Below are 22,170 nucleotides of genomic sequence, written 5' to 3'. Positions count from 1 at the left end.
CGTCTCCATCCCATACCCAAAGAGTTGAAACATTATCCGTGGTACGGCGTACAATGACTCAGGGAAGTTCTTCTTGTAAGCTGCAATATTCTAGACCTATATTCATGGGTAAATGTGGATTAAACTCTCATCATATTATACTGAAAGGTTGGGTGAAGTAATCATGACTCCAACAGGAAAACTGTTCAAATGGGGCACTTTTGCTTATGAAGCTTTTCTGGCACTGCCGATTATCGGAGGCGCTTTTGTTGTTGCAAATGCCTGGGTGCCGCTGGGGGTTGCCTTTTTGCTGCATGTCGTAGCCGTAGTATTGTTAATGAAAGAGCGTGGCCCGTTTATTGGGAACGTGGTCGGGATTATCACCTCGGTTGTCGGTTTGATCCCTTTGGTCGGATGGATTATGCACGTTATTACGGCAATTATTCTTCTTGTTGAGGGCATCTCCGCTTCACGGCGTAGCCCCCGCTACTAAAACGGCAGCCCTAGTATGGATGATTACGCATGAATGAAGTGTACAAATTTCAAGGCATATTGTAGTCCAGGCCCCTTATGCGGGTCTGGATTCTTTTTCCTTTCCGTTTATTGAATATAGTGCATCCAATGACTGGACCAAAGTCGGGTGAAATTTCAGACCTGGGGTTAGTGTTCATACAACAATTTCCAAGTACAATGAGAACAGACCGCTAAGGGGGAGTTATAAAATGAAAAAACAAAGCTTTATGGACACCTGGAGTATGCTTGTGAAGTCTCTTCCGAAAGGAATTATGGCCTTTGTTATTGCGGTTACAGGTCTATGTGTAAGCTTACCGCTGATTATATTATGGGTTGGGCTGCCCTTGCTGGCAGCGACACTTGCAGCGTGCCGTAGAATGATGGTACAAGAAGAATTAGTGGTGGATCGCTGGATTCACGGAGATCGTCAACAGCCTGAACCTATAAACAACTCAGTACCTATGCGCCCGGAGGGTTGGAGGTCTTTATTTACTCTTCTTAGTCAAGGCCAAACATACCGGGGACTCCTCTATAGCATAATGCAGCTTCCCGTCGGGATTCTCGGTTTCACATTGGCTGTCGTCCTGCCAGCTACCGCATTTGGGGTTCTACTGTCTCCTGTGGCCTATTTGGTGAGTGACCGACTATTCTCCTTTGATCTTTTCCCGTCTAGCTCCAACCAGTTTCTCTCTCTCTCAGACTTGTCTTCCTTCGAGCGCTCCTGGATAGCAGCCGGCATCGGCTTAGTGTTAGCCTTAATACTACCATTGATCTTCCGGAAGCTCGGGCGTTTATACGCCGCATGGGTGCACACGGTATCCAGTAAATAATACATTATTGTTTTTCAAAAAAAGCAAAGAGATGGACAGCAGAAAAACGAAGATCTATCTGAATTTATCAGAATGGACCTTCGCTTTTTTGATAGCTGCCTCTTATGTTTACCCTGATTCTTCTTGCTTCTATCCTCGTCCCACAGAACGGGAATCGGTCCGCCGGCTTCCGGCCTCTCCACTATAACGTGTATTGGCAGTACTGTTCTCAAAACGTTTGCGTTCTGTCCGCTCCATCTGTACAATTTGTCCTTCGTGTACCACAATGTGCAGGGATCCGAATTCCATATCATCCAAAAGCTCCGCAATCCGCGTAAGCCATACCTCATCCACTTTCAGTGGCTTAGCCATTCTCCAGCCTCCCTTACCCCGGACAGGGGATTCTCCACCAATTCCTTAATAACCAACCAATTTACTATGATTTAACTTAGCATGGAATTAAAAGGGCTGTCAATGTGCATTTTTGCGTGTGAGCCAGCTTTTTACGATCATCGTGACCAAAGCCAGCAGCAGCAGCAGAGAGGCCACAGCGAAGGAAGCTGAAAACTGATATTCGTTGTACAAAATTTCAACATGCAGCGGCAGCGTATTCGTCTCACCGCGAATGTGCCCAGAGACAACAGATACCGCACCGAACTCTCCCATCGCGCGCGCGTTGCAGAGAATAATCCCGTACAGCAGCCCCCATTTGATATTCGGCAGGGTCACGCGCCAAAAAATCTGCCAGCCATGCGCCCCGAGTGTAATAGCCGCTTCCTCCTCCTGCGTGCCCTGGTCCTCCATTAGCGGAATCAGCTCGCGGGCCACAAAAGGAAAGGTGACAAAGAGGGTCGCCAGCACAATGCCGGGGAGGGCGAACACAATCTTAATGTCATGGGCGCTGAGCCAGGAACCGAACCAGCCGTTCGAGCCGAATACCAGCACAAAGATCAGACCGGCGATTACCGGCGATACAGCAAAGGGAAGGTCAATCAGTGTAATCAGAAACCCTTTGCCGCGAAAACGGAACTTGGTCACCGCCCACGCTGCCATGACTCCGAACAGCGTATTCAGCGGTACGGTAATCACTGCAACCAGAAGCGTCAGCCGCAGGGCGGAAGCAGCATCCGGATCGGTCAGCGCTGCGGCAAACACATCCCAGCCCCGCGTCAGCGCCTCTGTCAGCACCACGATCAGCGGCAGGGCAATCAGCCAGAACAGCACGAGTCCGGCCGCGGCGACCAGCACCCATTTCACGGCGGAGGATTCCGTTGTTGCCGGGGAGGCTGCGCTCCGCTGCACCCCCGGGGCAGCCATAGGTACAGTACCAGCCATGATGTCACCTCCTGAAAGTTTTGTGAGCATAGACGTCTTATGATTTACTTCGTACAAAACTACTTCGAAAGCATACGCTTATTTTTGTTAGGATCACTCCCATGATTAATCAGCGTACAAAAATCACTTCGAAAGCATACGCTCAAGTTTTGTGAGCATAGACATCTTATGATTTACTTCGTACAAAAATCACTTCGAAAGCATACGCTCCGCTCCTCACCGCGAAGTTTTACGGGCCCAGCGCTGCAGGGTGTTGATCACGAGCAGCAGCAGGAACGAGATCAGCAGCAGCAGCAGCGCCACTGCCGTTGCCCCTGCATAATCGAACTGTTCCAGCTTGGACATGATGAGCAGCGGGGCAATCTCCGTGCGCATTGGCATATTACCGGAGATGAATACCACGGAGCCATATTCCCCGATCCCCCGGGCAAAGGCGAGCGCAAAACCGGTAAGCAGCGGCGGAAACAGCTCCGGGAGCACGATGCTGCGGAAGGTCCGCCAGCGCCCCGCTCCAAGTGTTGCCGAAGCCTCCTCCATATCCCGGTCCAAGTCCTCCAGCACAGGCTGTACGGTACGGACGACAAAGGGAATGCCTATGAACATCAGTGCAAGTGTGATCCCGAGCGGGGTAAAAGCAATCTTAAACCCCAGCGGTTCCAGCAGGGAACCAATCCAGCCATTCTGTGAATATAGCGCCGTCAAAGAGACACCCGCTACAGCTGTCGGGAGTGCAAACGGCAGATCGATGAGGGCGTCAAAGATCCGTTTGCCTGGAAACTCATATCGCACCAGCACCCAGGCCAGCAGCAACCCTAACAAGGCATCTGCCAAGGCTGCCGCTGCTGCAGTACTCAAGCTGACCCGGAAAGAGGCCAGGACCCTCGGGTCTGTAGCGATACCCCAGAATTTCCCCCAGCTTAGTCCTGTTGAATTGAACAGCAGTGCCGAAAGCGGCAGCAGCACGACGAGACTCAAATACAGTATGCTGTAACCCATCGTTAGTCCGAAGCCCGGCAGCACTTTGCGCCGTACCGCAGCTGTTGTGGTGACATTCATTGTTCCCTTCATCCCTTCCCTGCCTTCGGCATATGGGCCGATCAGCTTCCAGGCACGTAGATCTTGTCGAAGATCCCGCCGTCGTTGAAATGCTTCTCCTGGGTTTCTTTCCAGGTTCCGAATTTGTCTGCCAATGTAAACAGCTTGATCTCAGGGAATTTATCCTTGTATTCTTCTTTCACACTTTCCAGGGTTGGACGGTAGTAATTCTCCGCCGCGATTTTTTGCCCTTCTTCGGTGTACAGATATTTTAAATAGGCTTCTGCGACTTCACGGGTGCCTCTTTTATCGACAACCTTGTCTACGACCGCAACCGGCGGTTCAGCCAAAATGCTCTCAGACGGGTTAACGATTTCGAATTTGTCCGGGCCCAGCTCCTTAATCGACAGGTAGGCTTCATTCTCCCAGGCAATCAGCACATCCCCGATTCCACGCTCTACAAAAGTTGTGGTTGCCCCGCGCGCGCCAGTATCCAGCACAGGCACATGCTTAAACAGCTCCTGGACAAATGCCTGCGCCTTGGCTTCATCATTATTATTGTGGTCAAACGCATAGCCCCAGGCGGCAAGATAGTTCCAGCGGGCGCCACCGGAAGTTTTGGGGTTCGGGGTAATAACCTCAACCCCTTCTTTTAGCAGATCCGGCCAGTCTTTAATGCCTTTGGGATTGCCTTTGCGTACAAGAAACACAATGGTCGAGGTGTATGGGGAGCTGTTATGTTCGAATTTACTCTCCCAGCCTTCCTTGATCAGCCCTTTCTCCTTCAATGCGTCAATGTCGTAGCCCAGGGCAAGGGTAACCACGTCCGCTTCCAGACCCTCTTGCACCGCCCGGCTTTGGGCTCCTGAACCGCCATGCGATTGTTTAACCGTAACCTTCTGGCCGGTTTCCTTCTCCCAATAGGCAGAGAACGCTTTGTTATAACTCTCGTACAGTTCACGCGTAGGGTCGTAAGATACATTCAATAGCTCTACCGGATCTTTGACCGGCGCCTTGGTAGCTTCAGCTGCTCCTGACGTATTGCTTGCTGCCGGTGCATCTGTCTGGGCGGCTGCTCCATTATTCGAATTATTGTTGCCGCAAGCAGCCAGACCTGCCGTCAATAGTAATGTGAATCCGGTGATAAGTCCCTTCTTGATCCCTTTCTTCAGTACAGTCTTCTTCATTACAAGCCACTCCCCTGTGCTTTTCTCTTGGCCGTTCTTTATTGGTGTTATCTCATGAAGTTCCGGTAAATCTGACCCCTGCATTTCAGCAAAAATAGACGGAGGAAGGCCCACGTATGGCAGGTCAAACCGGTCCTGTGGACACGTGTCTGCGAGCTACTGGCGGGCATTCCTCCGTCTGTACGGTAAGAACTTTATTCGATTATTCCTACCCATTTAGTAGGTTATGAAAACATAATACTGAATGCTCCCCCTACTGTCAAATCTTTTTTTCATAATAGCGTAAAGTCGGTTTGGGGCGGTTCTGACGGCAGCAAGTGGCCGCTGTTCCTGTAAGACCCACTTGTCATTGAAGCAGTAAAGTACTATTATTGCTACATCTTAAAGGTCAAAAAATAAGCTGACATTACCGCAAATACCGGGGGAGACAATCATGGGAATGAATCTGGAGTATGTGCCTGTACCTATACCCGCACCCTCGCCGCAACGGCCGCGACTGCACCGGCGTATTCTGGGAGGGATAGCAAGGCGCATCCTGGACACGTACCGATACGATACACAGTTATGGAGAACAGCGCTAACCGGCCCTTGGGTCATATGTTTTTTGGCGTTTACAGCAGCTGTCCTGGGCATTCCTACCGGACTCGGCACCGCTGCTGACATTATGCTTGCCACTACCGCTGCAACCCTCGTCTTAGGGTTTGCAGGAAACATTCTTGCTGCACTGCTGGCCCTGACAGGACTGCGCATCCCGCGCCTTTACACGGGCTCTTTATTGAGCGCTTTGGGAGCCGTCCTGCTAATCTTCTATTATGCGGATTTGGAGCTGGAAGCGGCAGCAGCCATAGCTGTAACCGCCACTCTCCTCGGAGGGCTGGGAGGTTTGGCACTGGGATTCCTGCGCAGCCGGCGGTTCACCATCGGGCTAGTGCTGGCGGCCCTCGTGCTGGCATCCCCGCTCGCCCTCTCGGTCGGGAGCAAGGATGATAAGGTCTCCGGGATGACTGCTTCTGCCGGAAGCCCGGCACCCATCCTTGCAGAAAATCCAGGAGTGCCGGGGAACTATACCTTCCACAGCTTCACCTATGCCAGTGGCCAGGATCTGCACCGTACCGAGTATGGCAATGGAACGGAGCTGATTACATCCTCCGTGGATGCCTCTGATTACATTAAAAGCTGGCCCAGGCTGCGCACCTTATTCTGGGGTTTCGACTACAGTGCACTTCCTGTAAATGCCCGGGTCTGGATGCCTGATGGAGATGGACTCTATCCGCTTGTGCTGATGGTGCATGGCAATCACATGATGGAGGACTACTCGGAGGGCGGCTATGCCTACTTGGGTGAGCAACTCGCCAGCCGGGGGTTCATCGCCGTTTCCCTGGATGAGAACTTTCTGAACTATTCCGCCTGGTCGGGCATTCCGGACAATGACTTCAAGGTACGTACCTGGATGATCCTGAAGCACCTGCAGCAGATTGGCGATTTCACGGAGCAGCCCGGCAACCCGTTCTATCAAAAGGTAGATTATAGCCGGACCGCCCTGCTCGGACACAGCCGCGGCGGGCAAGCCGTTGCCATGGCCGCTGATGCCGGACGCTGGTTCAAGAACGACCCGGTCTATGCTGCCACCGGCAAGTTCCACATAGCCTCAGTCATTGCGCTAGCGCCTACCGACAAGACGATTGACGATGAACAGGCCAGTCTTGTGGATGTCAACTATCTGACCCTTCAGGGGGCACGAGACGGGGATGTACATGATTTTTACGGAGACAGACAGTATATCCGTTCTTCATTTACAGGAGCTGCTTCTTCATTCAAAAGCTCGCTGTACATCGCCGATGCCAATCACAGCCAGTTCAATACCAGCTGGGGACTGTATGACCAGTCGCTTCCGGCAGGACTGCTTCTGGACCGTACGGAGATTATGGACGGGGAAGCCCAGCGGCAAATCGCCAAGGTGTATGTTACAGCCTTTCTGGAGACCACCCTGTATGGCGAGGAAGTCTACCAGAACCTGTTCCGCGATTACCGCAGCGGATTGCAATGGCTTCCAGACACCGCCTACTATAGCCGTTTTCAGAGCGGGGATTATATTCCTCTAGCCACCTTTGATGAAGACCGCATTAAAGGCACTGCCGCTGGAGGAACTGCTGAAGCAGTAGGGCTTGCCTGGAGCGAAGAGACCGCTATGGACCGGGAATCCAAGAGTAAAGCCACTTATGGCCTTCTGCTGGAACATAAAGAAAAGGGCAGGGAGGCCGCCTTTTACAGACTTAAACTGAAGGACAGCATAGTAGCCAGGCTTGCTGATACTGAGGCCGCAGGGCTGACGTTCTCCATGGCTAACCGCAATGCAGATATTGTAAAGACAAAGGGCAAGGAAGAACCGGCAATCTCCCCCACTGTGGAAGTGGAACTGACTGACGGCAATGGTACGGCAGCCCGGCTCCCGCTGAATGAGTTCATGGACATTTTACCCTTGCCCCAGACCCGGTTCACGATCCTTCCCTGGCTGGAGGAGCGGATGAGTGACGGCAAATATGGTGATCTTTCGGAAGCGGTATTTCAGACCTACGAGTTGCCTTTTGAACGGTTTCTCGAGAAAGAGCCGAGGCTTGAACCAGATAAACTGAGCACAATCACTTTTTATCTGCAAGGCGAAGGCGACAGAATTATGCTGGATGATATCGGATTCTACCATAAGGGAAATGGAATGGAAGGCTCGAAGCAAACCGCCATTATACAATAAGCAGGAACACATGTATCAATCCGAACCTATCCATAACACACCAAAAAGTGCCTCCTATCTGCCGGCAGCCGGCCGCATAGGAGGCACTTCTATTTTACAGCTGCTTCAGGCAGACCGGTGACGTAATCTCCAGCTCATTGCCGGTAGGAATCAGTCTTCCGGTATCCTTATCAATTCTAAACGAAACGATATTATCACTGTTCTGGTTCGCGGCGAGCAGCATCCCGCCAATAATAGCGAAATTGCGCGGTGTCCGGCCCCCGGAAGTGACCCAATCCTGCGGTTCGAGCAATCCAGTCGCTCCGTCGATGTTAAACATGGCGATGCTGTCATGCCCGCGGTTAGAGGCATACAGGAAGCGGCCGCATGGGGATACATGGATGTCCGCTGCCGTATCGTCGCTTCCGGCGGCGTAATGCTCCGGTAATGAACTTACGTTCTGCAGAATTTTCAGATCAGCAGTTGTTTCATCGTTAGCAAATACAGTAATTGTACTGTTGAGCTCATTGATCAGGTAGATCCATTGTCCTGATGGATGTACAGCAAGATGACGGGGACCCGAGCCTGGCGGAAGCGGAACTTCGCGGTGAGTCACCAGCTTGCCGCCCTCCACACGGTAGAACACAATCTGATCCAGTCCCAGATCACACACCAGCACATGGCTCCCGGTCCGGTCAGGAATGACCGAATGGGGATGCGGCGCTTCCTGCCGGTCTTCGCGCATGCCCGACCCTTCATGCTTCACTTGCGCGGACATCTCCTGAAGCGAGCCATCACCATTCACTGGAAAGACGTTGACGTTGCCTCCCGAATAATTGGAGACAAATATGTAATCCTCTTGCGGAGAGATCGACACATAACATGGGGCGCCTCCATCCGTCGGCCGGCTTCCCAGCAGGTGCAGTTCTCTACTGCCTGGCTCAATCGTAAATGCATAGACCTCGCCGTCATCCTTCTCACTTACAGCGTATAGAACAGTTCCAGAACCGTTCACAGCCAGATATGAAGGATTCTCGATACCCCCGGTGCTGTTCATCACCCTCATTTCCCCGGTATCCTTGTTCAAAGCCCCCAGTATAATGGCTTCCTGATCGGCGCTATTGTAGGTTCCTGCATAGAATAGAACTTCATTAGGCTGTTGCATGGCAGCGTCTCCCTCCAATGTATATAGGCACGTAGTTCAACTTACTTCTTATATACCCTTCACCCCGGAGAATACACCTCCAGATACAGGACTTTTTTCACTATAACATGTTTATGTACCCAATAGCGCACCCGGTTTAAACAGCCTATTTCAGGACATAATGAAGTACTAGTTATTAAGATGCCTACAAATTTTTACAATGGTTTAAACGTCCGGCATGAGGTTAATAGTAACCATCGAAGATAACAAAACTTAAAGGAGCTGAAGCATAATGAGTTTTCTGTGGATGTTGATTGTTGGTGGCGTAATTGGTTGGTTGGCTGGTCTGATCATGGGTAGAGATATTCCAGGCGGTGTTATCGGTAACATTATCGCCGGTATTCTTGGTTCATGGCTCGGCGGAATGCTGCTGGGAAGCTGGGGACCTAGAATCAGTGATTTCTACGTCTTCCCTTCGCTTATCGGTGCAATCGTTCTGATCTTTATCGTCAGTCTGATTCTCCGTTCGGTCGGTGGACGCAGCCGTTCTTAAGGCTAGCCTGATACATTAGCCAGAACCTGCTTAGCAGGACTGGAACCGAAACCCGCCAGGGTCCTCCTTGGCGGGTTTCTTGCGGCTTATCGCATTGCCGCACGGGTAGAAAATCGCCGGATTGCTGCCAAGAAGGGTTCAATGTTTTGCCTTCTTTTTTCTGCTATAATGGAAAAATAAGTGACACAAATCACAGAAAGGAAAGTGAATTATGGGCAATATCAACCCTTCACTTCTGCATGTCGGCTCCACGCTGGGGGCTCTGTTCATGGCACTGATGGTAATTGTTATCCGCCTGAAGGCTAGCGCGCGTCCCGTGACGATCCGCAAAATATGGATTCCGCCGCTCGGCATGTCCACGGGCTTTGCCATGTTTGTGGCACCTGAAGTCAGATTCCCTTGGTGGTGGGCGGCGGCTGCTTTTCTGATCGGATGGTTTATATTTGCTTATCCGCTGATGCGCAGCACCAGGTTTGAAGAACGGGGAGGCCAGATTTATGCCCAGCGTTCCAAGAGCTTCGCGTTCATTCTGCTGGGATTGCTGCTGGTACGGACCCTGCTGCATGAATTCATCAATCAATATGTATCCATTCCGCAGTCAGGCGGACTCTTCTTCATCCTGGCCTTCGGCATGATCCTCCACTGGAGATTCTTCATGTACAAACGCTACAATCAGATGGCTCCACCGGAAACGCCCATCCCGCAGCCCCGGGGCTGAACACTGTCCATAGTGCATATAAGGAGCATTCGGGAGCTTGGCAGGCTCAGGAATGCTTCTTTATATTGTCCGGGCTACTCGGCTGTATGAGGAGCCCGCACCCACCCAGAAAATTCACCTATTCACTGTCAGCTTACATTCCCCATTCCCACTAGTTTGCATATAATATCAGTAGTCAGCCCAGGAATTTCTAACCTCATGTGTTATTTGTGGCAGATTATGAACACAGTGGAACCCATTTTTTGATCCTGATGTCAGGTAACTTGCGAAGAGATCAGTTAGAATATAAGCAGATATCATTTTTAGAGAGCGGGGACAAGGCAATTGAAAAGTAAATCAAGAAAAGTGGCGATCGTCGGCTCAGGAATGGTCGGTTCCAGTTGTGCCTATTCTATGGTCAATCAGGCGATATGTGACGAGATCATGATGATTGACCGCAGCTATGACCGCGCTATGGCACAAGCACTTGACCTCTCGCACTGCATGGATTTCACCGGATCCCGCACCAAGGTATACGCCGGCACCTCCAGCGATTGTGCCGCAATGGACGTTGTCATTCTGACAGCGGGCGCCAATCCCAAGCCGGGACAGAGCAGACTTGATGTTCTAGATGCTGCGGCTGTGATTACCAAAGAAATTATTACGGAAATTATGGCTGGCGGCTTCGATGGCATCTTCGTAGTTGCTGCTAATCCTGTGGATATTGTCACCTATATGGTATGGAAAATATCCGGACTGCCGCGCCACAGAATTATCGGCACTGGTACCTCTATCGACTCTTCGCGCCTGAAGACGCTGCTGTCTGAGGTATTCACCATCGACCCCCGCAGTGTCAACGGTTATGCACTTGGTGAACATGGCGAATCCCAATTCGTCGCCTGGTCCCATGTAACGATCGGCGGCAAACCGATTCTGCAGATCATGGAGCAGCACCGGGAACGGTTCAGCACTTTGGATCTGGAAGATATCGCCCGCAAGACCAAGGATGCCGGCTGGGAGATCTTCACGCGCAAGGGCTCCACGCATTTTGGTATCGGCAGTGCACTGGCCTACATCACCCGCTCCATCCTGAATGATGAGCATAAGATCATTGCCGTCTCAGCCATATTGGACGGAGAATACGGCCAAACCGGCGTATGTGCCGGAGCCCCGGCGATTATTGGCAGCGGCGGCATACAGGAGCTGCTTGAACTGAACCTTAGCCCGGAGGAATCCATGAAGCTGGAGGCTTCCTGCAATATTATCCGCCGCGGCATAGAGAGCCTGAACCTGGAGGAAAAGGTGTAATCTGCTCCCCACGAAGTAAAACACCCCTCGATTCTACACACGGCCGTGTGCGGAATTGAGGGGTGTTTTTATTTGTAAAGATTGAACCTCCCGGACGAGAAAAGAATGTGTTCAAAAGAGGGTTATCCCGCTTTGGGAACCTGCAGAGCCCGTACACTGTTCAGAACCGCAAGCACAGTCACACCCACATCCGAGAAGACGGCTTCCCACATCGTAGCGATCCCAAATGCGCCCAGCAGCAGGAACAGCGCCTTCACCGCAAGGGCAAAAATAATATTCTGCCAGACAATGGCCCGTGTACGCTTGGCAATGCTGATCGCTGTTGCAATCTTTGAAGGTTCGTCAGTCATAATTACAATATCCGCCGCTTCAATCGCTGCGTCTGATCCCAGTCCGCCCATGGCAATACCTACATCTGCTCTGGCCAGCACCGGAGTATCATTAATTCCATCGCCTACAAAAATAATTTTGTCACGCAGTGATTTTTCCCGCTCCAGCTTCTCAATGGCCTCGACCTTGTGCTGGGGCAGCAGCTCAGCGTGAATCTCCCCTATGCCCAGCTGCCGGCCTACCGCTTCGGCAACACTTGAAGCATCACCCGTCAACATCACAGTTCTATGAATTCCAAGCTGTCCAAGGGCCTGAATGGCTTGAAGCGAATCTTCTTTCACTTCATCGGCAATCACCAGATAACCCGCATACTGCTTATCTACAGCGATATGGACCACTGTTCCGGGCGCTTCCTGTGTCCGGCTGACAATGCCCTCACGCTCCATCAGCCGCACATTACCCGCCAGTACCGCCCTGCCCTCTACCGTAACGGCAATACCGTGACCCGATATTTCATTGTAGTCTGCTATGTCCTCACCGGGGATCTCTTCACCATAAGCTAACCGGATGGATTCCGCAATCGGATGGCTGGAGTGGCTCTCAGCATAAGCGGCTATCCGCAGCAGTTCATCCTTCTCCACTCCTTCGGAAGGGTATACTCCAGTCACCTTGAACTCCCCTTTGGTGAGTGTTCCCGTCTTATCAAACACAACAATGTTCACATCGTTCAAGGCCTCCAGGAAGTTGCTGCCCTTGACGAGAATACCGCTTTTGGACGCTGCGCCAATACCGCCGAAGAAGCCGAGCGGGATCGAGACGACAAGCGCACAAGGACAAGAGATGACCAGAAATACGAGTGCCCGGTAGATCCAATCGGAGAAGGTAGCCCCGTTCAGCACGAGCGGAGGGATGATGGCCAGCAGCAGTGCCGTAATAACCACAACAGGGGTATAGCCTCTGGCAAATTTGGTGATAAAATTCTCGGTTTTCGCCTTATTGTTGGAGGCATTCTGCACCAGCTCCAGAATCTTGGAGACAGCCGATTCTCCGAAGTTAGCCGTCACCTCAATCGTAACCACACCATTGCGGTTAATAAAACCACTCAGCACCTTGCTGCCCGGTTCAGCTGAGCGCGGTACCGATTCCCCCGTCAGCGCTGAGGTATCCATCATAGCGCTGCCCTCCAGGATCATTCCATCCAGCGGTACTTTCTCGCCAGGTTTGACTACAATATGGTCGCCAATCCCCACTTCTTCGGGAGCAACACGTCTTAGACCTCCGCCTTCCTTCAAATATGCGAACTCCGGGCGGATATCCATCAGCGCCGTAATCGAGCGTCGGGAACGGTTGACAGCAAGACCCTGGAAGAGCTCGCCCACCTGATAGAACAGCATAACAGCCACGCCTTCCGGGTATTCTCCAATCGCGAATGCCCCTATCGTTGCCAGTGCCATCAGGAAATTCTCGTCGAAGACCTGACCCCGGACGATGTTCCGGGCAGCAGACCAGACGACTTCGCCTCCGACAACCAGATAAGCAGCCAGAAAAATCAGCAACTCCGTGATTCCGCTGACCGGCAGGAACATTCCTGCTGCTCCAAGAATGGCTCCAGCCCCCAGCCGCAGCAGGATAGAACGGGTTCCGCCTTCGCCATGTTCATGGCTATGGCCATGGGCATCACCTTGAGCATGGGCTTCATGGCTGTTGGCATCACCTTGTGCATGCGCTTCATGACTATGCCCGTGGGTAGTCATAGCGTTATGAGTGTGGGAGGTACTCTTTTCCTGCTCCAGACTGCCGCCGGGCTTCGGCTTTCTACCCACGCCTGCTGCCTTCACTTCCTTGATTTTCACGTGTGGCTCTAGTGTGTGAACTGTCCGCCGGGCTTCGGCGGATACGGCTTCGGCATCGGCCACTGCGGTTTCCAGCGTCATCAGCTTCATGGCAAAATTCACTGAGCAGGACGCGACTCCCTCAATTTTCTTGACCTTATTTTCAATTTTCATGGCGCAATTGGCACAATCCAATCCTTCCAGCATCCACTGTTGTCTTACATTTCCCTGAACCGCATTCAAATGACTCATCTCCCTTAGTCAAACCTATATATGAGTATTTGTTCATATGTTTACTTACACACATTATATGCCCCTCAATCTCGGAGTGTCAACGCAGAGTGTATTGTTTTTCCTTAAGGGTAGAAGAGATGCTGACAGTAAATAATAGGTAAGTCAAGGCTGCACAGTCGGATGATTATCTCTTGTAATCTGCTTTCATTCAGGATAAAATTTATATATGAGCATTCATTCATATGTTTTGTGGAAAGGAGTCATTTTATGAACAACCACAGCCATCCAGGTCACCCACATGAACATCATCAAGAGCAAAGCCATGTACATAAGGATGAGCATGGGCACAGCCATTCCGGCCACTCCCACTCCCATTCCCATTCCCATTCCCATGGGCCAAACAACAAAAAGGGCCTGCTGATCGCTCTCGTTATTACCGGAGGTATTATGTTCCTTGAGTTCTTCGGGGGACTGGTTACAGGCAGTCTCGCTTTGCTCTCTGACTCCGGGCATATGCTGAGCGATACGGCTTCTCTTGCCTTAAGTCTTGTAGCGATGATATTTGCGGTCAGACCCCCCTCATTGAAGAATTCATACGGTTTCTACCGGTTTGAAATTATGGCTGCTTTATTCAACGGAGTTACACTATTTGTCATTGCCGGATTTATTATATGGGAGGCTTGGCAACGGTTTTTCGCACCACCGGCAGTGGCAAGCGGCACCATGATGATTATTGCGGCTATAGGACTCTTGGCCAATCTGATCAGTGCCTGGTCCCTTATGCACAAGAGCGATACTAAAGACAACATCAATATCCGTAGCGCATATCTGCATATTATGGGTGATGCCCTCGGCTCCGTGGGTGCACTGCTTGCCGGACTCCTTATGAAGCTGTTCTCGTGGTATGTCGCCGATCCTATCATCAGTGTACTGGTGGCCTTGCTTATTCTAAGAGGAGCGTGGGGCGTTCTGAAGCAGGCCTTTCATATTCTAATGGAGGGAACACCGGATGCCGTCAACACGGATGAGATCAAAGAAGCTTTGCATGGCATCGACGGTGTCATCGGTGTCCATGACCTGCATGTCTGGACCATCACTTCAGGCATGGATGCACTCAGTGGGCATCTGCTGATCAAGGACCAGGCTGACCCTCATAGTATTCTTCAGGAGGCCATCTCTATAGTGGAGGATAAATTTAAAATTCAGCACGCCACTCTGCAGATTGAGAATTCCTCCCTGAAGCACAGGGAGCTGCGAGTATGAATACTCAGGAACAAAGCGGCTGCCAATATTAGAACAAACTGCCTTTATGGCTTCAACAACGGCAGTTCTGCCGTTATTCCCGGCATCCCCTCGTCCTTTACTCATTATTCTTGTCAAAAAAAAGAGTGCTCCGCAGCCATATCGGCTTGCTGAGCACTCTTGTCATCTATTCGTGCCGGATATGCTCATGCGTCTGCAGAAATATCTGCTCCACATGGGCGTCATTCAGCGAGTAATACACGGTTTTACCTTCCTTGCGGCGTTTGACGATCCGCAGATTACGCAGATACCGCAGCTGGTGGGATACAGCCGACTGTCCCATATCTAATATAGAGGACAAATCATGCACACACAGCTCCCTTTGCGACAGGGCATAAATCATCCGCACCCTTGTGGGGTCACCCAATGCCTTGAACATCTCCGCCATCTTATCCGTTGTCCCCCGGTCAGGCAGGATCAACGCCATAGATTCCGGTTCCAGCTCCGAACCTTTACATGTATTGTCGCATTCTTCGAGTGCTACTGGCTCCATGCTCTCGCCCTCCTCCATCTCTTTCCTCCGCCCATACCGATGGTTCATCGAATCTTCTACGATTAATTATAGCAAAACTTTACTTGATGTCCATGTCGGAGGCCGTTATGGGAAGACTTGCAAGCAGCAAGAGGCACCCTGCTTTAGACGGCTTTGCGCCAGAAGGAGAACAGGCCAACTGACAAAAATACAAGCAGACTGCCAAACACAACGATCAGCAAGCTCTCCAGTGGTAAATTGAAGGCTCCAAAGCGTTCTTCCCCAAAAGAGGACATCGCCAGTAAGGGTTGAACCCAAGGATAATAAGGTCCGTAAGTAGATGAATTGGCTATAAGCATGTTGGGCAGGGTAAAGCTCACATTGAGTGCGAGCGGTGCACCAAAGCTGCTCCAGCTCTGAGACACCGCCAGTTGCAATGCAGCCAGCGGCAAGCAGGCAAGCCAGCCGCCGAAGCAGCTGGAGAAGAACAGCGTCCATGGGACAGGCATATCCACACCCCGCAGAAGCCCCACACCAAACACTGCTGCAAAGAACAGCAGCTGCACAGCAGCCATCAATGACATAATCATGGTGTATTTGGCCAGATATACGGAAGTACGTGTAACAGGCAGCGCCAGAAGCATTTTCCACCCCCCGTCAGCATGCTCTGCCCGGCAGATCAGTGCTGCGAAGACACCCGAGAGTACAGGAAGGAACATCATGGCATGAAACACTGACATGACTCCAAGCAGCATATCCCAGGTGAGAGGCTGGCCTTCTTCCTGTATATTGGCTAGCAATCCCACGGCTATAGCTACCACCGGACTGCCAATGATCAGCAACCAGATGAAGGATTTGGACATTTTGAGTCTTTCCGAGGATAGTACTCTCCAGAACATACGCATGATCAGTTCACATCCCTTCTGGCAAAATGCACAGCACCCGGCAACAGCACAAGCAGGCCCAGCAGGAGTCCGGCTCCGCTGAACAGCCAAGGACGCGAGGTACTCCAGGCTAGGGCAGGCCAGGACAAGGGGATCCACTTAGACAAGAACACCGAGAAGAGACTCAGCAACGACAAAGTAAGGCCAAGCGATACAGGCAGGGTCTGATTGCGGCTGATTAGAGAGAGCCACAGCTGCAGGGCAATCACCGGCAATGCGCCAGCATAAGAAGCGAAGCTGATCCGCAGCACATCCGTATAGGGAACCGGGTCTGAGCCGAAACCGAGGATTAGACCCAAAGCAACCGTTCCTGCAGACAGCAGCGCACACGAGACGGCAAGAAGCAGCAGACATACCAGAAGCTTGGACATAAAAACAGAAGTGCGTGAGACAGGTAAGGCCAGCAGCTGCTTCCATGAACTCATCTGGTGCTCTACGTTCGCCAAAAGCGAGCATATCAGCGTCCCTCCCAGATACAGTGCTACGGGAACGAAGTCGGCCAGATTAGAGAGCAGTCCGCCCCAAAGGTCCGCTTGATACTGCTCCTTCAGATAATCATAACGGAGGCCGAAGTTCAGTCCCTGCATGGCCAGGAGCCCTACCGGGCCGAGGAAGACCAAAAACCACAAGCCTTTGCCGCGGATTTTGAGCCAATCCGCCGAGAACGAACGCCACATCATAAAGAATGGCCCCCTTCGACTATCTGAAGGAAGAATTCCTCCAGCGATTGTCTGTGCTCCTCGACCCGGTAGATCGCATGACCATTTTCGACCAGCTCCTTAATCAGGAGCGCTACCCTTGCATCACTCATTCTGGGCAGGGTGATACGTCCTTCCAGGAGCGTACCTTCGTAGCCGCGCCGCCCTGCCAGAATTAGCGCTTCTTCCGGCTCGGATACGGCGAGACGGAGATCACCGGCTGCCTGCTGCTGCAGATGGGCAATCGTATCCTGGTAGATCATCCTGCCGGAGCGGATGATACCTACAGTTCCAGCCATCTGTTCAATCTCGCTGAGCAGATGGCTCGACACAAGAACCGTGATCCCCTCTTCTTCGGGCAAGCGCTTGATCAGCGAGCGGATTTCCTGGATGCCCGATGGATCAAGGCCATTGGTGGGCTCATCCAGGATCAGCAGCTCCGGGCTTCCCAGCAGCGCGGCTGCGATGCCGAGCCGCTGCTTCATGCCCAGGGAGAAACCCTTCACCGGGCGTTTTTCCTCCCCTTTTAAGGATACGATGTCTAATACTTCTCCGATACGCGACTTGGGCACATCCAGGATCCGGCGGATCGCCTCCAGATTATCGAGTGCGCTCAGATGCCCGTAATACGACGGTGATTCTACAAGTGAGCCCACTTTGCGGAGAATTTGCAGCTTATTTCGCTTCAGATCCTGGCCAAAGATTCTAATACTGCCTGAGGTCGGCTTAATCAGCCCCAGCAGCATGCGGATGGTCGTTGTTTTGCCTGCGCCGTTGGGTCCAAGAAATCCGTAGATTTCCCCTTTGCCTATATTCAGATTCAAATGCTCCACCGCAGCCCGGCCACGGTATTCTTTCAATAAATCACTGGTTTCAATTACTGTTTCCTTCATCTTCTTCACCTCGGTAATCAGCATAACTTCCCAAGGTTAAAAGCACGGAGGCGGCAAGTTTAAATTTCGTTTAAATTTACATCCGGCAGCGGGCTAAGAATCACAATACTGGTGCCTTGCCTTGTGCTGTCCACCTTCCACTCCAGCTCCATCCGCTGGAGCAGCAGCTCAACAATGGACAAGCCCAGTCCTGCACCCTTGGAGCCGGAGTCGCTGCCCAGACCCTTGCCGTGGTCACGGATGACAATTACACGCCCGCCGTCTCTGGCCTCTACAGCCACCCCCGCATATAATCCGCTTCGCGCGTGGCGCACTATATTCTGGAACAGATTATCCAGAATCCGGCGGAACCAGCTCTCATCCACCTTCCAATACAGCGGCTCTCCCTCCAGATCAATATCAATCTGGAAACCTTCCTTTTCCCACAGCGGATACCACGCTGCAGCACTCTCTCTGAGCAGACGCAGAACATCCTTGCGCTCCAGCTTGAGCGTCATCCGTCCGCTGCTGAGCAGATTGTAGGACAGCAGATTTTCGATCAGGATGCCCATACTTTCAATCCGTTCATCCACAAGCTTCAGGGATTCCTGTCCGCGTCCGGTCAACTGTTCCTTGTTAAGAAGATGAAGATGACTTCGGATTACCGTTAGCGGAGTACGCAGATCATGGGACAAATCAGCGACAAGCCGCTTGCGCAGCCCCTCTTCTTCCGCCGAACGCACACGGCTGGCCGCAAGCTCGGTGACCATGGTATTAAAAGCAGTTTCCAAACGGCCAATCTCATCGGGCTTGCCTGGAGCAATCAATGGAGGCACACCAGCTTCTCCAGTAAAAGCCATAGCTGTCTGCAGCCGTACCAGCCTTTTGCGGATCTGGATGAAGAACAGCAGCGAGACGATAATGAAACCTGTAAAAAGTAAAAGGATAACTAGCGTAAACCATATACTAATCCCGTCAAAAGAAGTCTGCTCTCTGACGACGCCTGGAATCTGCATCACTATAAACCCTTCTCCGGCTTCGGCCTGATCACCTACAAATGCGACTATGCCCAAAGGCTCCAGGTTCGTGCTTTTTTTCATAAATGAAATTGCCTCTGCCGCGGTCCATTGCAAGGGAATGGAGTATCGTTCCTTCTCCTGCCATAGCTTCGGATTTGCAGACTCCAATAACAGCCGGGTGCGCCCTTCCCCGTCTACCCAGAAGATCGTAGCCAAGCTGTACGTGGTGCTTAACGCCCGCAGCCGCTCATTAATCATCTCGGGCGGTTTGCCAAGAAGCCCGGCAGCTTCCTTATGCCAGATCTTCTCTACTTGAGTTATGTTGTCATATGGCGCATATTCCTTCGGCCGCTCTTCCTGGCTCAATCCGGTAAACAGGCCATACACCGTCATGGTCAACGGGATACTTAGCAGCGCAGCGGGAATAAACAGCAGTGCGGCGATAATAATCAGCAGATAGCGGGAGAGCAGCGAAGTATGCACCTTACGCAGAAGGCTCGTCTTCCTCATGCGCGTACCCGGTAGCCGATCCCCCGGACGGTCTCAATAATCTCCGGCGCGGCCGGATCAAGCTCCAGCTTCTCCCGTAAATAACGAATATGCACCATCAGTGTCTTGTCACCCTCCATATAGCTCTCTCCCCACACCGCCTCATAGATCTGCTCTTTCGTCAGGATCTGGCCCAGATGGCGCAGCAAATATGAGAAGATCTGAAACTGCTTGCCAGTAAGCAAAATTTCCTTTCCGCTGTCCGCCTCTATAATCCGGTTGTCCCCTTCGTACACCATCAGATGCTTTAGGGTCAGGGGGGTGGACTGGGCAGCGCCTGTCCGTCTTAACAACACCTCAATACGCGCAGCCAGTTCATCCGGATGAAACGGCTTGGTCAAATAGTCGTCGGCAAATTCCAGGCCCTGAAGCTTGTCGTCGATGGAAGTGCGGGCAGACAGCATCAGAATCGGCAGATTCGCATACGCCCGCTTCAGCCGTTGTCCGACCGTGAATCCGTCCAGCCCCGGCAGCATGACATCAAGGATGGCCAGCTGGCAGCCTGCCGCCGCCTCGGTAGCTCCCTCCCCGCTCTCCAGCCAGCGGACAGCATACCCCCGCTCCTTCAGATCAGCGGAAACGGCAGTTCCGATGTCCCTGTCATCTTCTATATACAACAGCGTAATACCCATTAGCTTCAAATCCTCCCTTCTTCATTAGGCACAACAAGAAATCCCCGGGGCAGCATAGAGAAACGTCTGCGTACCCGAGGATGAATAGAATACTATTATGCAATATGGCCAAAATGGGCCGGCGGCTTGTCTGAGGGTTTACCCAGCAGATATCCTTGTCCAAGATCCATGCCGATATCCCGGCAGAACAGAAATTCCTCCCGCCGCTCAATTCCTTCAGCCAGCACCTTGGCTCCAAAATCCCACGCCCGGTTCATGATATCCCGGATGGCCAGCTGCTTCGTCTCATCCTGATCACAGAAGCTGATCAGCCCCCGGTCAATCTTGACATAATCCGGTCTCAGGCTCGTCATAACCTCTATGGTGGAATGACCCGCGCCGACATCATCCAGTGCGACCAGCAGACCCTGATTGCGATATTCGCTGAAAATATCCTGCAGATGGGGGATATTTGAAATCTTCTCTGTCTCTACGACTTCAAACACAAAATCCTCCGGGGCCTGGCCGAGGCGTCTGATGGCTTCAAAGGTATGAGTCAGACAATACTTGGGATTATAGATGGAGGAGGGTAGGAAATTAACAAACCGCTTGATCCCTTTGGGCAGCAGCTTTGCGCTGGTCTCAATGGCTGATATGCGCGCAGCCCGGTCAAGAAAAGAATGAAATCCGGTCTGCCTGGCCATCTCAAACAGCTCATAAGGTTTAAAAGAGGCGCTTCCCGGCAACGGCCGCAACAAGAGCTCAAAGCCCATAATAGCCTCATTGAAATCCACAATAGGCTGCATATGGCTGCAGAAATTGTGGTTGGCAATGATGGCAATCAGATTTTCACTGGTAAATCTGAGTTTCAGCTGCTCCAGCGTAAACCACCGCTCTACCAAAACCTTGCCAGTCCGGCCCTTAAGGCTTAACGACAATGGTAAGTGCAGCTCGTTCTGAAGCCTGTCCAGCTGCTCCAGAAGAAGCAGGAGCTCCTCGCGTGATCCATATGTAATCTTCCCGGCGTCTTGTGCTTCTTCAACCGCGTAACCGGCATCCCTTACAGCGGCTGCAAAGGGAGCCGTACAAGGCCTGAATTTCAAATCCCCTTCGTCTTCCACCGGCTCAATTGGAGAACAGTCGATGCATCTCATGGAACCCCTCCATCTCTCATGATGTCGATAAGGCTTGTACGGCCAAGTATAGCATGATTTCCCATTAGCCAGCCACGGCCTGACCAGCACCATGAGCAAACTCCTTAGGAGGTGCATGCATATTCAGCAGAAAAATTCCGCAATCCTCATAAAAACGAAAAACAGCGATCCTCCAAATGACGGAAGAATCGCTGCTTTGCTATATTTACCTGTCTATTTAAAGGGGTACAGTCCACTTATGGACAGCCTTTCTCCAACTAACCGGAGACCGCCGCCGAACCTTCCCAGACTCCATGCTGCTGGTTCTTACCCATGTACTCTATCCGCGTCGGCTTCAGCTCAAGGATTACATAGTCGGGGTCATCCGGCCCTTTGAACCATTTCTCCAGCTCTTTGTTCCATACCTTGGACCGCAGGCCTTCATCCTTGGTAACGGCAACAGTAGCTTCAATCTCAAGCACATCCTTGCCGCCGCCCTGTTCATATCCAAGCAGCAGAAAAGCATTCGGATTATCCTTGAGCTCCTCTACTTTATGCGTTTTGCGATTGGTAGCCAAATAAATGTGAAGCCCGTCATGAAATACCGCCATGTAACGCACCTTAGGTTTGTTGCCGGCTTCTATCGTGCCGAAGGACCCGAATTTGTTGTCATCCAGCACCTTGATGATCGTCTGCTCCAGCTCTTTGTTATCCATTGACGAAATAGCTCCTCTCTAATCATGTGAATATAAGTTTATATATCCACGTCGGGAATTTGGATTTATGATAAAACCGTTGTTTATATTAGTGTACCCGTTCTGAGGGTAATGAATCCGTAATGAATCCTGAATCCAGCCATTAACCCACTACAAAAGGAGCTCCTCTA

21 protein-coding genes are annotated in these 22,170 nt (G+C 51.7%); 7 read left to right on the top strand and 14 right to left on the bottom strand.

Annotated features, from left to right (window positions below; genetic code table 11):
• Window positions 1-163: 163 nt before the first annotated feature.
• Complete coding sequence (locus tag ACAN54_RS18115) at window positions 164-472, top strand: hypothetical protein (protein WP_379158223.1); 309 nt, start codon at window positions 164-166, stop codon at window positions 470-472.
• A 229-nt stretch (window positions 473-701) separates the two neighbouring features.
• Window positions 702-1,322, top strand: a complete 621-nt coding sequence (locus ACAN54_RS18110; protein WP_379158220.1) for a sensor domain-containing protein — start codon at window positions 702-704, stop codon at window positions 1,320-1,322.
• 129 nt (window positions 1,323-1,451) lie between these two features.
• Here the strand turns inward: ACAN54_RS18110 and ACAN54_RS18105 are convergent, their stop codons facing one another.
• The 4 genes from ACAN54_RS18105 to ACAN54_RS18090 all read right to left on the bottom strand — a co-directional run bounded on the left by ACAN54_RS18105 (window position 1,452) and on the right by ACAN54_RS18090 (window position 4,858).
• On the bottom strand, window positions 1,452-1,673 hold the full coding sequence (locus tag ACAN54_RS18105; RefSeq protein ID WP_379158217.1) for a YezD family protein: 222 nt from the start codon (window positions 1,671-1,673) through the stop codon (window positions 1,452-1,454).
• A gap of 99 nt (window positions 1,674-1,772) precedes the next feature.
• Window positions 1,773-2,636 carry a sulfate ABC transporter permease subunit CysW gene (cysW, locus tag ACAN54_RS18100; RefSeq protein WP_379158214.1) on the bottom strand — a complete coding sequence of 288 codons (864 nt, stop codon included), beginning with the start codon at window positions 2,634-2,636 and terminating at the stop codon, window positions 1,773-1,775.
• A 216-nt stretch (window positions 2,637-2,852) separates the two neighbouring features.
• Window positions 2,853-3,704 (bottom strand): sulfate ABC transporter permease subunit CysT, encoded by an 852-nt coding sequence (gene cysT, locus ACAN54_RS18095; RefSeq protein ID WP_379158210.1) that lies wholly within the window; start codon window positions 3,702-3,704, stop codon window positions 2,853-2,855.
• 29 nt (window positions 3,705-3,733) lie between these two features.
• On the bottom strand, window positions 3,734-4,858 hold the full coding sequence (locus ACAN54_RS18090) for a sulfate ABC transporter substrate-binding protein (protein WP_379158207.1): 1,125 nt from the start codon (window positions 4,856-4,858) through the stop codon (window positions 3,734-3,736).
• 433 nt (window positions 4,859-5,291) lie between these two features.
• On the opposite strand from ACAN54_RS18090, the gene ACAN54_RS18085 reads away from it, so the two are divergent.
• The gene (locus ACAN54_RS18085; RefSeq protein WP_379158204.1) at window positions 5,292-7,607 is read left to right on the top strand and encodes an alpha/beta hydrolase family protein; all 2,316 of its coding nucleotides are present in this window, start codon (window positions 5,292-5,294) and stop codon (window positions 7,605-7,607) included.
• Window positions 7,608-7,701: 94 nt separating this feature from the next.
• On the opposite strand, the gene ACAN54_RS18080 is transcribed toward ACAN54_RS18085, so the two are convergent.
• Window positions 7,702-8,751, bottom strand: coding sequence for a lactonase family protein (locus tag ACAN54_RS18080; protein WP_379158201.1), 1,050 nt, complete (start codon window positions 8,749-8,751; stop codon window positions 7,702-7,704).
• Window positions 8,752-9,022: 271 nt separating this feature from the next.
• Here ACAN54_RS18080 and ACAN54_RS18075 point away from each other — a divergent pair, with 271 nt between their 5' ends.
• The 3 genes from ACAN54_RS18075 (at window position 9,023) to ACAN54_RS18065 (ending at window position 11,288) form a co-directional block, all read left to right on the top strand.
• A complete protein-coding gene (locus ACAN54_RS18075) occupies window positions 9,023-9,283 on the top strand; it encodes a GlsB/YeaQ/YmgE family stress response membrane protein (protein WP_379158198.1) in 261 nt (86 codons plus the stop codon).
• Between the two features lie 211 nt (window positions 9,284-9,494).
• Window positions 9,495-10,001 (top strand): CcdC family protein, encoded by a 507-nt coding sequence (locus tag ACAN54_RS18070; RefSeq protein ID WP_379158195.1) that lies wholly within the window; start codon window positions 9,495-9,497, stop codon window positions 9,999-10,001.
• 324 nt (window positions 10,002-10,325) lie between these two features.
• A complete protein-coding gene (locus tag ACAN54_RS18065) occupies window positions 10,326-11,288 on the top strand; it encodes an L-lactate dehydrogenase (RefSeq protein ID WP_379158193.1) in 963 nt (320 codons plus the stop codon).
• A gap of 122 nt (window positions 11,289-11,410) precedes the next feature.
• Here ACAN54_RS18065 and ACAN54_RS18060 read toward each other — a convergent pair whose 3' ends face one another.
• Window positions 11,411-13,693, bottom strand: a complete 2,283-nt coding sequence (locus tag ACAN54_RS18060; RefSeq protein ID WP_379158190.1) for a heavy metal translocating P-type ATPase — start codon at window positions 13,691-13,693, stop codon at window positions 11,411-11,413.
• 258 nt (window positions 13,694-13,951) lie between these two features.
• Here ACAN54_RS18060 and ACAN54_RS18055 point away from each other — a divergent pair, with 258 nt between their 5' ends.
• On the top strand, window positions 13,952-14,947 hold the full coding sequence (locus tag ACAN54_RS18055; protein ID WP_379158187.1) for a cation diffusion facilitator family transporter: 996 nt from the start codon (window positions 13,952-13,954) through the stop codon (window positions 14,945-14,947).
• Window positions 14,948-15,113: 166 nt separating this feature from the next.
• On the opposite strand, the gene ACAN54_RS18050 is transcribed toward ACAN54_RS18055, so the two are convergent.
• The 8 genes from ACAN54_RS18050 to ACAN54_RS18015 form a co-directional block, all read right to left on the bottom strand.
• Window positions 15,114-15,479 carry an ArsR/SmtB family transcription factor gene (locus ACAN54_RS18050; protein WP_379158184.1) on the bottom strand — a complete coding sequence of 122 codons (366 nt, stop codon included), beginning with the start codon at window positions 15,477-15,479 and terminating at the stop codon, window positions 15,114-15,116.
• 143 nt (window positions 15,480-15,622) lie between these two features.
• Window positions 15,623-16,363: an ABC transporter permease gene (locus ACAN54_RS18045; protein ID WP_379158181.1), complete on the bottom strand. Its 741-nt coding sequence runs from the start codon at window positions 16,361-16,363 to the stop codon at window positions 15,623-15,625.
• A gap of 2 nt (window positions 16,364-16,365) precedes the next feature.
• The gene (locus tag ACAN54_RS18040) at window positions 16,366-17,082 is read right to left on the bottom strand and encodes an ABC transporter permease (protein ID WP_379158178.1); all 717 of its coding nucleotides are present in this window, start codon (window positions 17,080-17,082) and stop codon (window positions 16,366-16,368) included.
• A complete protein-coding gene (locus ACAN54_RS18035) occupies window positions 17,079-17,993 on the bottom strand; it encodes an ABC transporter ATP-binding protein (RefSeq protein WP_379158175.1) in 915 nt (304 codons plus the stop codon). Before ACAN54_RS18035 ends, ACAN54_RS18040 begins: the two co-directional genes overlap by 4 nt.
• A 59-nt stretch (window positions 17,994-18,052) precedes the next feature.
• Window positions 18,053-19,501 (bottom strand): sensor histidine kinase, encoded by a 1,449-nt coding sequence (locus tag ACAN54_RS18030; RefSeq protein WP_379158173.1) that lies wholly within the window; start codon window positions 19,499-19,501, stop codon window positions 18,053-18,055.
• Window positions 19,498-20,172, bottom strand: coding sequence for a response regulator transcription factor (locus ACAN54_RS18025; RefSeq protein ID WP_379158171.1), 675 nt, complete (start codon window positions 20,170-20,172; stop codon window positions 19,498-19,500). Before ACAN54_RS18025 ends, ACAN54_RS18030 begins: the two co-directional genes overlap by 4 nt.
• Window positions 20,173-20,267: 95 nt before the next feature.
• On the bottom strand, window positions 20,268-21,305 hold the full coding sequence (locus ACAN54_RS18020; protein ID WP_379158168.1) for an EAL domain-containing protein: 1,038 nt from the start codon (window positions 21,303-21,305) through the stop codon (window positions 20,268-20,270).
• 257 nt (window positions 21,306-21,562) lie between these two features.
• Window positions 21,563-22,000 (bottom strand): pyridoxamine 5'-phosphate oxidase family protein, encoded by a 438-nt coding sequence (locus tag ACAN54_RS18015; protein ID WP_379158165.1) that lies wholly within the window; start codon window positions 21,998-22,000, stop codon window positions 21,563-21,565.
• Window positions 22,001-22,170: the final 170 nt, after the last annotated feature.

The sequence above is a fragment of the Paenibacillus diazotrophicus genome, from assembly GCF_042610465.1.
This window is presented reverse-complemented; position numbering and strand designations above follow the sequence as displayed.

Coding starts and splice junctions, on each gene's coding strand:
- ACAN54_RS18115 (WP_379158223.1), top strand. CDS start 164: ATGACTCCAACAGGAAAACTGTTCAAATGGGGCACTTTTGCTTATGAA.
- ACAN54_RS18110 (WP_379158220.1), top strand. CDS start 702: ATGAAAAAACAAAGCTTTATGGACACCTGGAGTATGCTTGTGAAGTCT.
- ACAN54_RS18105 (WP_379158217.1), bottom strand. CDS start 1,673: ATGGCTAAGCCACTGAAAGTGGATGAGGTATGGCTTACGCGGATTGCG.
- cysW (WP_379158214.1), bottom strand. CDS start 2,636: ATGGCTGGTACTGTACCTATGGCTGCCCCGGGGGTGCAGCGGAGCGCA.
- cysT (WP_379158210.1), bottom strand. CDS start 3,704: ATGAAGGGAACAATGAATGTCACCACAACAGCTGCGGTACGGCGCAAA.
- ACAN54_RS18090 (WP_379158207.1), bottom strand. CDS start 4,858: ATGAAGAAGACTGTACTGAAGAAAGGGATCAAGAAGGGACTTATCACC.
- ACAN54_RS18085 (WP_379158204.1), top strand. CDS start 5,292: ATGGGAATGAATCTGGAGTATGTGCCTGTACCTATACCCGCACCCTCG.
- ACAN54_RS18080 (WP_379158201.1), bottom strand. CDS start 8,751: ATGCAACAGCCTAATGAAGTTCTATTCTATGCAGGAACCTACAATAGC.
- ACAN54_RS18075 (WP_379158198.1), top strand. CDS start 9,023: ATGAGTTTTCTGTGGATGTTGATTGTTGGTGGCGTAATTGGTTGGTTG.
- ACAN54_RS18070 (WP_379158195.1), top strand. CDS start 9,495: ATGGGCAATATCAACCCTTCACTTCTGCATGTCGGCTCCACGCTGGGG.
- ACAN54_RS18055 (WP_379158187.1), top strand. CDS start 13,952: ATGAACAACCACAGCCATCCAGGTCACCCACATGAACATCATCAAGAG.
- ACAN54_RS18050 (WP_379158184.1), bottom strand. CDS start 15,479: ATGGAGCCAGTAGCACTCGAAGAATGCGACAATACATGTAAAGGTTCG.
- ACAN54_RS18045 (WP_379158181.1), bottom strand. CDS start 16,363: ATGCGTATGTTCTGGAGAGTACTATCCTCGGAAAGACTCAAAATGTCC.
- ACAN54_RS18040 (WP_379158178.1), bottom strand. CDS start 17,082: ATGATGTGGCGTTCGTTCTCGGCGGATTGGCTCAAAATCCGCGGCAAA.
- ACAN54_RS18035 (WP_379158175.1), bottom strand. CDS start 17,993: ATGAAGGAAACAGTAATTGAAACCAGTGATTTATTGAAAGAATACCGT.
- ACAN54_RS18030 (WP_379158173.1), bottom strand. CDS start 19,501: ATGAGGAAGACGAGCCTTCTGCGTAAGGTGCATACTTCGCTGCTCTCC.
- ACAN54_RS18025 (WP_379158171.1), bottom strand. CDS start 20,172: ATGGGTATTACGCTGTTGTATATAGAAGATGACAGGGACATCGGAACT.
- ACAN54_RS18020 (WP_379158168.1), bottom strand. CDS start 21,305: ATGAGATGCATCGACTGTTCTCCAATTGAGCCGGTGGAAGACGAAGGG.
- ACAN54_RS18015 (WP_379158165.1), bottom strand. CDS start 22,000: ATGGATAACAAAGAGCTGGAGCAGACGATCATCAAGGTGCTGGATGAC.